13 protein-coding genes and 1 pseudogene are annotated in these 12765 nt (G+C 63.0%); 3 read left to right on the forward strand and 11 right to left on the reverse strand.

The features are described 5' to 3' along the window. Window positions 1–37 precede the first annotated feature (37 nt). The 4 genes from PSH80_RS11430 to PSH80_RS11445 form a co-directional block, all read right to left on the reverse strand. On the reverse strand, window positions 38–1366 hold the full coding sequence (locus PSH80_RS11430) for an MFS transporter (RefSeq protein ID WP_169990555.1): 1329 nt from the start codon (window positions 1364–1366) through the stop codon (window positions 38–40). Window positions 1367–1538: 172 nt separating this feature from the next. Continuing rightward, the gene (lhgO, locus tag PSH80_RS11435) at window positions 1539–2732 is read right to left on the reverse strand and encodes an L-2-hydroxyglutarate oxidase (RefSeq protein WP_128593569.1); all 1194 of its coding nucleotides are present in this window, start codon (window positions 2730–2732) and stop codon (window positions 1539–1541) included. A gap of 109 nt (window positions 2733–2841) precedes the next feature. Then, window positions 2842–3552 carry a FadR/GntR family transcriptional regulator gene (locus PSH80_RS11440; RefSeq protein ID WP_057959528.1) on the reverse strand — a complete coding sequence of 237 codons (711 nt, stop codon included), beginning with the start codon at window positions 3550–3552 and terminating at the stop codon, window positions 2842–2844. A gap of 54 nt (window positions 3553–3606) precedes the next feature. After that, window positions 3607–4827, reverse strand: coding sequence for an MFS transporter (locus tag PSH80_RS11445; protein ID WP_057959529.1), 1221 nt, complete (start codon window positions 4825–4827; stop codon window positions 3607–3609). Between the two features lie 119 nt (window positions 4828–4946). Between PSH80_RS11445 and PSH80_RS11450 the strand changes: the two genes are divergently transcribed. Together PSH80_RS11450 and PSH80_RS11455 are read left to right on the forward strand one after the other, a co-directional pair. Then, window positions 4947–5852 (forward strand): LysR family transcriptional regulator, encoded by a 906-nt coding sequence (locus PSH80_RS11450; protein WP_057441905.1) that lies wholly within the window; start codon window positions 4947–4949, stop codon window positions 5850–5852. Window positions 5853–5879: 27 nt separating this feature from the next. Next, window positions 5880–6560 carry a GNAT family N-acetyltransferase gene (locus tag PSH80_RS11455; RefSeq protein WP_198831197.1) on the forward strand — a complete coding sequence of 227 codons (681 nt, stop codon included), beginning with the start codon at window positions 5880–5882 and terminating at the stop codon, window positions 6558–6560. Window positions 6561–6601: 41 nt separating this feature from the next. Here the strand turns inward: PSH80_RS11455 and PSH80_RS11460 are convergent, their stop codons facing one another. The 6 genes and pseudogenes from PSH80_RS11460 to PSH80_RS11485 all read right to left on the reverse strand — a co-directional run bounded on the left by PSH80_RS11460 (window position 6602) and on the right by PSH80_RS11485 (window position 10881). Next, window positions 6602–7003: a hypothetical protein gene (locus tag PSH80_RS11460; RefSeq protein ID WP_057959531.1), complete on the reverse strand. Its 402-nt coding sequence runs from the start codon at window positions 7001–7003 to the stop codon at window positions 6602–6604. 32 nt (window positions 7004–7035) lie between these two features. Next, window positions 7036–8295 (reverse strand): annotated as a pseudogene (gene aroA / locus PSH80_RS11465) (3-phosphoshikimate 1-carboxyvinyltransferase). A gap of 102 nt (window positions 8296–8397) precedes the next feature. Next, window positions 8398–8955 (reverse strand): UPF0149 family protein, encoded by a 558-nt coding sequence (locus tag PSH80_RS11470; protein ID WP_057441885.1) that lies wholly within the window; start codon window positions 8953–8955, stop codon window positions 8398–8400. 84 nt (window positions 8956–9039) lie between these two features. Then, window positions 9040–9732 carry an anti-sigma factor domain-containing protein gene (locus PSH80_RS11475; RefSeq protein ID WP_057959534.1) on the reverse strand — a complete coding sequence of 231 codons (693 nt, stop codon included), beginning with the start codon at window positions 9730–9732 and terminating at the stop codon, window positions 9040–9042. After that, on the reverse strand, window positions 9729–10268 hold the full coding sequence (locus PSH80_RS11480; RefSeq protein WP_120732819.1) for a sigma-70 family RNA polymerase sigma factor: 540 nt from the start codon (window positions 10266–10268) through the stop codon (window positions 9729–9731). Before PSH80_RS11480 ends, PSH80_RS11475 begins: the two co-directional genes overlap by 4 nt. Window positions 10269–10359: 91 nt before the next feature. Further along, window positions 10360–10881, reverse strand: a complete 522-nt coding sequence (locus PSH80_RS11485) for a DUF3455 domain-containing protein (protein ID WP_057959536.1) — start codon at window positions 10879–10881, stop codon at window positions 10360–10362. Between the two features lie 203 nt (window positions 10882–11084). Here PSH80_RS11485 and PSH80_RS11490 point away from each other — a divergent pair, with 203 nt between their 5' ends. Continuing rightward, on the forward strand, window positions 11085–11870 hold the full coding sequence (locus PSH80_RS11490) for a sulfite exporter TauE/SafE family protein (RefSeq protein ID WP_057441891.1): 786 nt from the start codon (window positions 11085–11087) through the stop codon (window positions 11868–11870). Between the two features lie 58 nt (window positions 11871–11928). On the opposite strand, the gene pcsA is transcribed toward PSH80_RS11490, so the two are convergent. Beyond that, the gene (gene pcsA / locus PSH80_RS11495) at window positions 11929–12651 is read right to left on the reverse strand and encodes a phosphatidylcholine synthase (protein ID WP_057441892.1); all 723 of its coding nucleotides are present in this window, start codon (window positions 12649–12651) and stop codon (window positions 11929–11931) included. Window positions 12652–12765 lie beyond the last annotated feature (114 nt).

Consider the following 12765-nt stretch of genomic DNA (forward strand, 5'->3'; position numbering starts at 1 on the left):
AGGGGCGCAGATGCACCCCTTGGGCGATATTTTGCCCTTAGTTCTTGAATGCCGAGTGCTTGCGACCCTGGTCACACAGGGCAAACACCACCACCAGCACTGACGCGATGGCCAGAATGATCACCACGCCGTCTGTCGAGTGAGTGGCCGAGGCAGCCACCATCGACAAGGCCCCCAAAGGCGCCAGGCCACCGGCGATAGCCGTGCCGATTTCACGGCCGGTACCGAAACCCGAAGAACGGGTCTGGGTCGGGAACTGACGGCTGAGGAACGAGCCCTGTGGCGCGAACATCATCGGCGCGAGGATCCCGGTGCCGATCCCGATGGCCAGGTAGATCATCAGGCTTTCGCCGGTGTTCAACAGCGCCAGGAACGGGTAGGCGAACATCAGCGACAGCACGCCGCCCAGCACCAGCACCGACTTGCTGCTCCACTTGTCACACAGCCAACCGAAGCATGGCACGGCGACAATCGCCACCAGGCTGGCGATGGTCACCGACAGCGAAGTGACGTGCACATCAACGCCCTTGAACTGCGTCAGATAGGCCAGGGAGAAGGTCTTGAAGATGTAGCTCAGGGCGTTGTAGCCAATGGCCACGAAGAACACCACCGCCAGGCCCTTGAGGTCATTCTTGAACAGGGCCTTGAGCGGCGAGACCTTGGCCTTGGCCGGCTCCTGGCTCAGTTCTTTGAACTCGGGGGTTTCCGGGATGCTGTTACGCACCCACAGGCCCACACCCACCAGGGCGATACTGCAGATAAACGGGATGCGCCAGCCGCCGGCCAACAGGAACTCATTGCCATTGATGGTCAGCAGGTACACGGTCAGCGACGACAGCAGCAGGCCCAGGTTCAAGCCCAGCGCCGGCCAGGCCCCCTGGCTGCCGCGCTTGCCTTCTGAAGCATGCTCGTAGGAAGTGACCGCCGCGCCCGACAGCTCGGCACCGGCGCCCAGGCCCTGGATGATGCGGATAAACACCAGAATGATCGGCGCCCAGATGCCAATCGAGGCATAGCTGGGGATCAGGCCGATCAGCGTGGTGCACACGCCCATCATGCAGAAGGTCAACACCAGCACATGTTTGCGGCCGAACTTGTCGCCCAGGTAGCCGAACAGGATGCCGCCGAAGGGGCGGGCGATAAAGCCGATGGCAAAGGTGGAGAACGCCATCAGGGTCGCGGTTTTCGGGTCACTGTTATCAAAGAAGATCTTCGAAAAGACAATCGCCGCCATGGTTGCGTAGAGGTAGAAGTCATACCACTCCAGCATCGAACCGAAGATGGTGGCAGCAGCCACCTTGCGCAGGCGCTTCTTGGTTTGTGCCGGGGTTTCCACCGTGGCCGGGGTGTGGGCTTTTGCCGTCATGCTGTACTTCCTTCTCAGTCATTATATTTATTAGGGTGTTGCGAACGCGATCAAATGTGGGAGCTGTCGAGCCTTGGCGAGGCTGCGATAGCGCCGGGTCAGGCGATACATTGGTTGCCTGCGCCGCCGTCATCGCAGCCTCGCGGGGCGAGACAGCTCCTACAGGGGGTGTTTAGTTGGGGGTGAACATGCGGTCGGCGATCATTTCGCCAATCGGAATCGCCGAGGTGGCCGCCGGTGACGGCGCGTTACACACGTGCAACATGCGCGGCGTCTGGGCGAACAGGAAATCGTGCACCAGGCTGCCGTCGCGCATCACCGCCTGGGCGCGGATCCCGGCTTCGTAGGGCAGCAGGTCTTCGAGTTCCAGGGACGGGCAGTACTTGCGGCATTGCTCCAGGTAGCCGGACTTGAACAACGAATTCTTCATTTCCACGCTGCCGGAGCCGAGGTTCTGCCAGATGGTTTTCCAGAAGCCGGGGAAGCGCGCGTACTCGGCCACATCCTTCCAGTTGACGGAAAACTTCTTGTAGTTCTCCCGGCCCAGGCCCAGCACCGCATTGGGGCCGACGGTGACGCTGCCATCAATCATGCGGGTCAGGTGCACCCCCAGAAACGGCAGCTCCGGATCCGGGATCGGGTAGATCAAGTGGTTGACGATGTTGTTCTTCGACGCGGGCAAGCGGAAATACTCGCCACGGAAGGGGATGATCTGGTGGTCGATATCAATCCCGGCCAGGGTCGCCAGGCGGTCCGATTGCAGGCCTGCGCACACCACCAGGTGCCGCGCTTGCCAGGCGCCGTCGTGGGTGCTGACGGTGACTTTGTCGGTGTCTTCGGCAATCGCCGTGACGGTTTTTTCCAGGCAGATCTCACCCCCGTTGCGGCGAATCACTGTAGCCATGGTTTCGCAGACCTGGCGGTAGTCGACTATCCCGGTGGCATCGAGGAACAACCCGCCCAGGCCGACAATGTTCGGCTCGCGGGCCCGCAGTTGCTCGGCGTCCAGGCGCTCGACCTTCATCCCGTTGAGCTGCGAGCGCGCATACAGCGCTTCCATGCGCTGCACTTCCAGGGCCGTGGAGGCCACCAGCAATTTGCCGCACACCTCGAACTTGATCCCATGCTCGCTGCAGAACTGTTTGGTGGCCTCGGCGCCACGCTTGCACAACTCGGCCTTGAGGCTGCCGGGTGCGTAGTAGATGCCGGCATGGATCACGCCGCTGTTGTGGCCGGTCTGGTGCTTGGCCAGCACTGGTTCCTTTTCCAGGATCACCAGGGACGCGTTGGGCTGGCGCTTGAGCAACTCCATCGCGGTGGCCAGGCCGACAATGCCGCCACCGATGATGCAAAAGTCATAAATCATGTGGGCTACCTAAATCAGTACATTTCAGTCTGCTTATCAGGTTGTCAGACTAATGTTTTTGTTAAAAAAACAGCGTGCCCGCGGGCACGCTTTATAGGTGTTCGATGGATCAATGGGTGGCCGGCAGCTCCAGTTGCAAGCGTTTGGCGGCGGCACGCAAATGCGCCTCGGCGGCGGCGGCGGCACCCTGGGGGTCGGCGTCGACGATGGCCTGGTACAGCGCCTGGTGTTCCTGGGTGGCGTCCGCCGAGCCGCTGGCAAAGCGCGACGCCGAGTTTTCCCAGGCGGTCTTGCGTGCGCTGGCCAACTGGCTGCGCAGAAAGTCGTGGAAGGCGACGAAATACTCGTTTTTGCTGGCGTCGGCGATGGCCCGGTGAAACTCCACGTCGGCCAGTGCAGCGGCCTCAAAGTCGGCGCGCTTATCGTGCATTTCCTGCAGGGCACGTTTCATGCGTTGCAGGTCGTCGGCGTCGCGGCGTTGGGCGGCAATGGAGGCCGCCTGGGTTTCGATCCACAGGCGCACTTCGAACATTTGCGCGAGGTCAGGGCGTCGGCCATTTTTTTCCGGAAAGCGGAACACCGTACCGGCCGGGGTCTGCGAAATAAACGAGCCCAGGCCACGGCGGGCGGTCAGCACGCCATCGGCCTTGAGCTGGGCAATCGCCTCGCGCACCACCGAACGGCTGACATTCAACTGTTCCGCCAATTGCTGCTCGGTGGGCAGGCGCGACTCGGGCGCCAGTTGTCCGGAGTCAATCTCGGCCCGTATGGCGCTGACAACACGCACAACGAGGGAATCTGGACGCTGAAGCTCAAGCATGGCAAAACCTAGGTGATCAGGTTGTCAGACAATAGCTGTTACGATTTTCCCTTGTCAAGGCGCCGCTGTGGCTTGCAGCGTTTTTACCTGGCGCCCCAAGGCCAGCAGCAGCGCCAGCACAACCAGCCCTGCGGCCACCGCAAAGGTCACGCGCAAGCCTTGGCCGACTGCTGCGGGGAGGGCTGACTGGAGATCGCCAGTGCCCCAGGCAAACACCGCGCCCAGGGCCCAGGCGCCGATAATCAGGCCCAGATTGCGCGACAGGTTCAGCCAGCCCGCGATCACGCCGCGTCGGTCCGCCGACAGATTGCTCATCACCGCTGTGTTGTTGGCCGCCTGAAAGTGCGCGTAGCCCAGGGTGAGGATCACCAGCGCGCCGATATAACCTGCAGCGCCCAAGGGCAGCAACACCAACATCAAGCAGCCGGCGAGCATGCACAACAGGCCGCCAAGCGTCGTGGCATAGCTGCCCCAGCGGTCGGTCAGGCGCCCGGCCGGTATGCCCGCGAGCGCCGCGACGCAAGGGCCGACAGCCATGGCCAGGCCCATTGGCGTGGGATCCAGCCCTAGGCCATGGCTCAGGTAAAACGGCCCGGCGACCAGGGTGGTCATCATCACGGCCGCCACCAGCGTACTCATGCCAAGCCCGGCGCCCAGGGCTCGGTCATGGAGTGCCGAGAAGACACTGACGCGGCCGCCAGCGGGTGGTGGCGGATCTCTGTCGGCCTGTGTGCGCTGCACCAGCACGAACGCCAGGGCGGCCAACGGCAGCATCACCAGGAACAGCGCGCGCCAGCCCGACGCCGCAATCAGTGCGCCACCGATGGCCGGCCCCAAGCCGGTACCCACCGCCGACATCGTTCCCAGCAAACCCATGACGCGCCCGGTCTGCTCCTTGGGCACGGTGGCGGTGACCAGCGCCATGGTCATTGCCATCATGGTCGCTGCGCCGAGCCCTTGCAGCGCCCGCGCCGCGACCAAGGCACCGAGGGAGGGCGCGGCGCTGCACAGGGCGCATGCCACGGCGAAGACCGCCACACCCGCCAGCAGCAGGCGTCGATGGCCGAACCGATCCCCCAGGCGGCCCACACCCACCAGCACGGCCGTGATCGCCAGCAGATAACTCAGCACCACCCATTGCACCGCTGCAAAGGCTGCCGTAAAGCCCTCGGCCATCTGCGGCAGGCCGACATTGGCAATGCTGGTGCCCAGTGCAGCCAGGAGCATGCACAACGATAAACCGGCGAGCGCGCCGCGTGGGGTAGGGGACGTCATGGGATTTTCCTTGTGCTGCACCTAGTCGTTGCCTGCACTCTATGGTCTCGCCTAGCATGGCGGAAGACGCAGCAGTTGCACTCTATACCTGCGTCAAACGCCTGATGAGGATTGCTGCCGTGTCGCTTCCCGATTTCAATCTGCTGGTCACCCTGGACGTGCTGCTCGCCGAAGGCAGCGTCGCCCGTGCCGCCCAGCGCCTGGGCCTGAGCCCCTCGGCCATGAGCCGGGCGTTGGCGCGGCTGCGTGAAACCACCGGTGACCCGTTGCTGGTGCGCGCCGGCCGAGGCCTGGTGCCGACGCCACGCGCCCTGGAACTGCGCGAACGGGTCAGCCAACTGGTACAGGACGCCGAAGCACTGCTGCGTCCGCTGCAGGTCCTGGACCTCAAGAGCCTGCAGCGAACCTTTGTGCTGCGCACCAGCGAAGGGTTTGTCGAGAGTTTTGGCCCGGCGCTGCTGGCCCATATCGCCGCGCAGGCGCCCGGCGTACGCCTGCACTTTGTGCATAAGCCCGGCACACCGCTGCGCGACAGCGGCGTGGACCTGGAAACCGGCGTGGTCGATAGCACGGCCAACCCCGAAGTGCTGACCCAGTTACTGTTTCGCGACCGTTTTATCGGCGTGGTCCGCGCCGGCCATCCACTGAGCCAGGGGCCCATCACCCCTGCGCGCTACGCCGCCGGCCGGCATATCTACGTGTCCCGGCGCGGGCGCGAGCGCGGGCAGATCGACGATGCCCTTGAGGCCTTGCACCTCACGCGTGACGTGGCGACTATCGTCACCGGGTTCTCCACCGCCGTGGCACTGGCGCAAAGGACCGACCTGATCGCCAGCGTCCCAGAGCGTTATACCCATGGCCTGCGCGATGGTCTGTTCAGCTTTGCCCTGCCGGTCGACGTCCCGGAGTTCAGCGTGGCGATGCTCTGGCATCCACGCCTGGATGCCGACCTCGCGCATCGTTGGTTGCGTGGCTGTTTGCGCGAGGTGTGTGGCGCAGAACGGGTACAATCCCGCCAGCCTTGATGCGAAATACCAGGAAACAGGAATTCGATGTTCACCCTTACCCACTACGCAAGCCCATGCCCCGAGCCGGTCAACAGCCAGATTCTGCAGATGGTGGTCGACTACCTGACCGATATCAGCATGGTCGCCATCCCGCCGAGCAACCTGCTGTACAACATCTACCAATATGCAATCGGCTACGAAGTGCACCTGTACCTGGAAGCGCTGGGCGGGGGCAAGGGCATTGCGGTTGAGCTGATTGTCGCGATGGATGAGCAGGATCCGGCCAAGGTCATTGGCTTCCTGCTGTACCTGCCGGTCAAGGATGACCCCGAGGCCTGTGGCGCGACCTATATGGCCGTGCATGCCAGCCACCGCCGCCAGGGCGTGGCGCGGGCGATGATGGATGACATGCTCGGCCGTTACCCCCACGGCGAACTGACCTGCGCGGTGGAAAAAGTCCCGGCGTTCGAAGCCATGGGCTTTCAGGTGCGCGGCGTGCGTGGCACTCAGGTATTGATGAATACCCGTGACTACAGCACCGATGGCCTGATGGGCGTGTTGGATGTGGCGTCGATCTACAGCTCCCTGGAAGTGCGGCAGATTCACACCTATTTGCTAAACAAACACGGCAAGCGCGCGATGATCGACGCCGAGAAACAGCGGGACCGGCATTTCGATCAGATGGCGCGCAAGGCCCAGGTGTTTGTGCAAAACCGCTTGGCCTGACCGGCGGCTGTTGTGGCAACGGGTCTGATCAAGCCCGTTGCTCACAACAACGGCGGGCTGTCGCGAAACAGGTCATGGGCATCCAGCAACCGATAAGCAATCTCCGGCCGTTTCTCCATCCCTTTGCGAATGGCTGCCGGAATCGACTGCCGCGTCTTGCGACACAGCCCCGGCAGGTCGTCGATGACGATCTGGATCCCGCGCATGCTTTTGACTTCGGTATGCCCCGGGGCGATATGCACGCGGATGCCCAGTTGCTGGTGCATCAGGTGTTGCATGCGTTCCAGGTCGGCCAGGCTTTGCAGGTTTTCCAGGCGTTCGAGCAGCTTTTTTTCTTCCTGGCGGGTCAGTTGCAGGATGCGCTGGTCGGCACCGGGGGCCTCGAGCAGTTGCTCGCGCTCGCAGTCACACACAGCCGGTGGGCAGGGTTGGCGAATTGTCATGATCACTCCCTCCCCACGCTGGTGCTGACGGCTTAGTAGGTCAGTTGCACGCCCAGGCTGCCCAGGGCGTTCCAGTACTCAGGATAGGTCTTGCCCACGCAGTCCGGGTCCTGAATCTTGATGCCCGAGACTTTCAGGCCCGCCAGCGCAAAGCACATGGCGATGCGGTGGTCGGCGTGGGTGTCGATCAGTGCGGTGCACGCAGTGCCCGCCAACGCCGGATCGCTGGCCACCAGCAAGTCGTCACCGATGATGGTCGCCAGCCCCGGGCGGATCTCGTTGAGGCCGTCATGCAGGGCCTGGACGCGGTCGCATTCCTTGACCCGCAGGTTGGCCAGTTCGGTGAAACGCACCGGGGTGTTGTTGAACGCCGCCAGCACTGCGAGGGTCGGGATGGCGTCCTGCATCTGCGAGCCGACCACTGTGGCCGGCATCTGCGGGAATTGCGCGATCACGGCCTGGGCCTTGGCGTCGGGCTGGGTGAAGTCCTGGGCCGCGACGCCCAGGTCGATGCTGCCGCCCGTGAGTACTTCAGCCGCCCACACAGGTAGGTGGCCGCCGAAGCGTCGGGTTCGATCAGATAATCGTTGGCGGTGTAGCCGGTGGGGGCCACGCGCCAGGTGCTGTCGTTGACCACGTCCACCTGGGCGCCGAACGCGCGCATGCAATCCAGGGTCAGGTCGACATAGCCACGGGCGCCGATGTCCTTGCCGGTCAGGGCCACCTCGATAGGGGCCTCGCCGCACGCCGCGAGCATCAACAGCGCCGACACGTACTGGCTGGACAGGCCGCCGTCGATCTCGAAGCGCTTGGCCTGCACCTTGCTGCGCCCCATGCACGGTCACGGGCGGGCAGCCGGTGGGGCTTTCAACCTGGATGCCGTTCTGGTTCAGGGTCGCCAGCAGCGGGCCGATCGGGCGCTTTTGCATGTACGCGTCGCCATCCAGTACCACGCTGCCTTCCACGGTCGCCACGGCGGCCGTAAGAAAGCGCATTGCGGTGCCGGCGTTGCCCAGGAACAGGGGTTGCGCCGGCAGTTGCAGCTTGCCGTGGCCGGTGACGACAAAGGTCACGTCATCCGGCTCATCAATGGTTACGCCCATCTGGCGCAAGGCCACGGACATATGTCGGGTGTCGTCGCTTTTCAGCGCGCCGCTCAGGCGGCTGGTGCCCTTGGCCAGGGCCGCCAGCAACAGGGCACGGTTGGTAATGGATTTGGAGCCGGGAGGCGCTACCTTGCCGTGCAATGGAAAGTTGGGCGGTGTCACGGTCACGGTTTTCTGCGAACTCAAGGTACAAGGCTCCTGATTCAAGGCGCGGTGGCTGGGAGTGGCCGGCTGGCGGAGACGAATAATCGACCATCCGGCACGGCAGGGTCAAATCGTGGCGCAGGTTTAACCGCGCTGGCTCAGCCAATAGGCATGCAAGGCCCTGGCGGCCGGTTCGATGCGCGCCACCTGCTGCTGATGGGCGGCGACATCCAGGTCGGCCGGCAATTCGAAGTTGTCCTGCTCGGCGCACCAGGAGATGGCTTCCAACTGTGCCGCCTGTTCGCTCGGCAGCGGCGGCCATTCGCTGATCGCGGCGCCACGGATATAGCCAAAGCACCACTCCTCGGCGAGGGTCAGCGGCTGGTCCTGGTGTTCGGTTTGTTCAAAGCGTGCCTCAAAACCCTGGGCATCGCTGGCCAACTGCAGGGCAAGGCTGTTGAGATGGCGCGTGCACAGGTCGATAAACTGCCCGAGTTCTTCCTTGCTTTCCCAGGCCGGGACCTGCCCACCCCAGATGGCCGGGAACCAGATGGCAACGTCCACCGGCGCCGGGCCGGACACCAGGGCCGTGAAGTAGCCGTCGAGCTCGGCCAGGTTCAACACCGAGTTGTCGTCGCCGTATTTGAGCAGAATGTCTTCGATGAACTCGAAATCGGCAGGGGCGAGGGCGTGGTCGTGCATGAACATATCCTTTGAGCGTCAAGCGCCGCAGATAAGGCGGCGTAAAACGCGGAGGATGGCGCGAGTCGGCGTTTTAATCCAGTGCTAGATCACCTTTACCGCACGGCCAATCGCCTGGATCGGCCCGGTCGGCTTGCCGGTCGGCGAGCCATTGGGGCCTTCCAGGGTCAGCTCGAACAGTTGGTTGGGTGCCAGCGGCGGCAGTTTATCCAGGGGGATCGACAGGCTTTGCCCCGGCTTGACCAACCCAAGCGAAACCGGGCCTTGCCAGTCATCACCCTTGGTCCAGAACTCCAGCGCCTTGTCCGCCGGTATCTGCACCACGCCCAGGGGGATCAGCTGGATTTGCTGATCGTTGCTGGCCTGGATCACCCAGCCCGGCGCCTGGCTCTGTGGCGCCATCAGCACCACCACGTAGGCGGTCGGGTTGACGGCGGCGGGGCGGGTCAGCAGCAGTGTGGCCAGCACCAGACTGGCCAACAAGCCTGCACCGGCCAGGCCACGCCACAGGGCGAGCAGGTTCCACCACGGCACTGACCGCGCATCGCCCAGGGTGTGATGGCCCAGGCTGCGTTCAATGCGTCGCCACAGGTAGGGCGACGGCGCCAGCGGCTCGGCCAGTTCGGTCAGGGGCAGCAGGCGCTGTTCCCAGGCATCCACCGCCGCGCGCAAGGGCGCGTCGTGTTCCAGGCGTTGCTGCACCTGCAAACGTTGATCTGCGGCCAAGGTCCCCAGCACGTATTCGCTGGCCAGTTCGTCCAATTCGTCGGGTGTCATGCCATGCACTCACGCAAGGCCGCGAGGCTGCGTTTGATCCAGGCTTTGACAGTCCCCAGCGGGGTGTCCAGTTTCTGTGCGATTTCACTGTGGGACAGGCCATCGACATACGCATGCAACAGGCAACTGCGACGCGACGGTTCCAGATGCTCCAGGCACTGATAAACCTTGCCGCTGCGGGCGCGGTACTCGAAGTGCTCGGCTGTGGGCTCAGCCACCAGTGTGCGTTCGTGCTCATCACTGAGCGCGACCTCACGCTGACTTTTACGCATAACGTTGAGCGCCATATGCCGGGTCACGCTGTACACCCAGCCACGGGCCGAACCCCGGCGCGGGTCGAACCCGCTGGCGCCGTTCCAGATGTTGATAAATGCCTCATGCACGATGTCCTCTGCCAGGGCCGTGTCCCGTGCGATGCGCTTGGCCACGCCGAGCAGACGGGCGCAATCGTGTTCATACAACTGACGCAAGGCTTGCTGTTCGCCACGGGCGCAGGCCAACAGGCAGGCTTCATAGTCAAAGAGAAGTTCGGGCAAGGACTGGGGCCGCCATTTCAGGGTCAACCCCCGGCCCAGAGTGGCCGGGGTGCTATCGCAGCAGCTTAGACGAGTTTTCTGGCCGGGCGGATCATTTGGCCGCCCAGAAGAGGTAGTCCGCCTGGTACTTCACCACTTGCTGCTGGCCCTTGGTGGCGGTGCTGCATTCGGCACTCGGCGCCACGCCACCCTTGAGCGCCACGCGCTGGATATAGCTGACGCCGGTCATGGCACCCTGGCCTTCAGCCGGATTGGCCTTGACCAACTGATAGGGCAGGTTGCCGGCGCTGGACGGCGCCACGGCCAGTTGGGTGCCGGTGACTTTCGAACCGTCCTTGGCCTGCCAGGTGGCAGGCGGGCCGAAGTAGGTACCCACTTGCTTACCGCTACGATCGTTGAGCACCGCCTTGGGGCCGACAAAGACCCATTCGGTCTGGCCGGCAGCGTTGGCCTTGTCGCGGCATTCGTAGGTGATTTCGCCGACACCGGTGGTTTCCAGGATCAGCTTGTGCCCGTCCGGCACCTTGATGCTGTCGGGCAGGCTGGTCTGGGCAAAGGCCGCCGGTGCGGCAATCAGCAGGCAGGTCAGGCAGAGCAGGGGTTTAGCGTTCATCGGTGTGTCTCCGTAAGGGTGAACAGCTGAGCAGCGCTGCGGCTGCTTCCTGTACTACTCACGGCGTGGCCGATTGGATGCACGGCGCGGCAAATAAATCTGCAAAACACAAAAGGAATAAAGTCAGATCGTATTGATATAAGTAGTTATAAGAAAAATCGCTATGCTGCCGCCAGAATTTTATAAGGCCGCAGGTAGCTGTAATGGATGTGGGTAATTTTGGTTTTGTGGTGGCGGGCCTGATTGTTGGTTTTATCGTCGGCATGACCGGCGTCGGTGGAGGGTCGTTGATGACCCCGATCCTGCTGTGGTTCGGCATCAACCCGGCGACCGCCGTGGGTACCGACCTGCTGTATGCCGCCATCACCAAATCCGGTGGGGTGCTGGTGCATGGCAAGAACAAGAACATCGACTGGACCATCACCGGCTGGCTGACCCTGGGCAGTGTGCCGGCGGTGTTGCTGACGCTGTGGTTCCTCAAGAGCCTGCATACCGATCCCAGCGCGATGAACGAAGTGATCAAGCAAGCCCTGGGAGTGGTGCTGTTACTGACGGCCCTGGCGATTCTGTTCAAGAAGCGATTGCTGGCCTTTGCCCAGCGCCATGCGGGCGACAACTACCATATGAGCCCGCGCAACCTGAATGGGTTGACGGTATTCACTGGGGCGATCCTCGGCACCATGGTTGCCCTGACCTCCATCGGTGCCGGCGCCCTGGGCACCGTGGCGCTGTTTATCCTGTACCCGTTTTTGGCCACCAAGCGCCTGGTGGGCACCGAAATCGCCCACGCAGTCCCCCTGACCCTGGTCGCGGGCCTTGGGCATGCGAGCATGGGTAATATGGACTGGCATTTGCTGGGGTTCTTGCTGATGGGCTCGCTGCCGGGTATCTACTTCGGCAGCCATATGTCCGGCCGGGTGCCGGATGAGCTGCTGCGTCCGTGCCTGGCGGTGATGCTGGGGTTGATTGGTTTCAAGCTGGCGTTTTGACTGCCGGTCTCGCGCTGGGTTGCTGTGGCGAGGGCGGCTCGCCACAACATTTCACGGGTTATGCCTTGCGCGATTTATCCAACCACTCCATCGCCGTACGCCAGATACAAATCCCCAGGAAATACGCCGACATCAACAACCACAAGCCCATGGTCAGCTTGTTGGTGTACGGCTGGTCGATCACCAGCAACAGGCTGCACAGCAGCCACACCGTGGTCACCGCAATATTGATCGGCATAAAGCGCTTGACCCGGAACGGGTGCAGGAACTTCATCGGCGTCACCGTCAGCAGCGCCAGGCCGATCACCGTGGCCAAGGTTATCCAGGCGTCCGGGTCGATAATGTAGACACACAGCGCCACCACATTCCAGGCCGCGGGGAAGCCCTGGAAGTAGTTGTCCTTGCTCTTCATATTGACGTTGCAGAAGCAGAACAACGACGACACCAGGATCACCGAGACGGTGAACAGGTGGGTGAAGTCCGGCAGGTCGATATAGCGGTAGATAAACAGTGCCGGGATAAACACATACGTCAGGTAGTCAATCACCAGGTCCAGTACCGAGCCATCGAAGCTTGGCAGCACGGTCTGCACATTGACCCGCCGCGCCAGCGACCCGTCCACGCCATCCACAATCAACGCCAGGCCCAGCCACAGCAGGCAGGCCTTGGGTTGGTTCTCCAGCAGCGCCAGCGTCGCAAGGAAGGCCAGCACCACGCCGGTGGCGGTAAAGCCATGGGCGCCCCAGGCTTTGAGTCTGGCTACATGCAGGGTCGATATCACAGGGGCGTTCTCCAAAAGGTGAAACGGGGCAGCCGACGGCGGTTGAGCGTCGAATCTGGCCAAGGTATGCAGGTATCGACCGGGAAGGAGGGGATAAGGTTCACCACCAAGGCC

The sequence above is a fragment of the Pseudomonas sp. FP818 genome (assembly GCF_030687335.1).
GTDB classification, from domain to species: Bacteria; Pseudomonadota; Gammaproteobacteria; order Pseudomonadales; family Pseudomonadaceae; genus Aquipseudomonas; species Aquipseudomonas shahriarae.

Excerpts from the sequence above, each read along its gene's own strand:
- PSH80_RS11430 (WP_169990555.1), bottom strand. The coding sequence starts at position 1,366 with ATGACGGCAAAAGCCCACACCCCGGCCACGGTGGAAACCCCGGCACAA.
- lhgO (WP_128593569.1), bottom strand. The coding sequence starts at position 2,732 with ATGATTTATGACTTTTGCATCATCGGTGGCGGCATTGTCGGCCTGGCC.
- PSH80_RS11440 (WP_057959528.1), bottom strand. The coding sequence starts at position 3,552 with ATGCTTGAGCTTCAGCGTCCAGATTCCCTCGTTGTGCGTGTTGTCAGC.
- PSH80_RS11445 (WP_057959529.1), bottom strand. The coding sequence starts at position 4,827 with ATGACGTCCCCTACCCCACGCGGCGCGCTCGCCGGTTTATCGTTGTGC.
- PSH80_RS11455 (WP_198831197.1), top strand. The coding sequence starts at position 5,880 with ATGTTCACCCTTACCCACTACGCAAGCCCATGCCCCGAGCCGGTCAAC.
- PSH80_RS11460 (WP_057959531.1), bottom strand. The coding sequence starts at position 7,003 with ATGACAATTCGCCAACCCTGCCCACCGGCTGTGTGTGACTGCGAGCGC.
- PSH80_RS11470 (WP_057441885.1), bottom strand. The coding sequence starts at position 8,955 with ATGCACGACCACGCCCTCGCCCCTGCCGATTTCGAGTTCATCGAAGAC.
- PSH80_RS11475 (WP_057959534.1), bottom strand. The coding sequence starts at position 9,732 with ATGACACCCGACGAATTGGACGAACTGGCCAGCGAATACGTGCTGGGG.
- PSH80_RS11485 (WP_057959536.1), bottom strand. The coding sequence starts at position 10,881 with ATGAACGCTAAACCCCTGCTCTGCCTGACCTGCCTGCTGATTGCCGCA.
- PSH80_RS11490 (WP_057441891.1), top strand. The coding sequence starts at position 11,085 with ATGGATGTGGGTAATTTTGGTTTTGTGGTGGCGGGCCTGATTGTTGGT.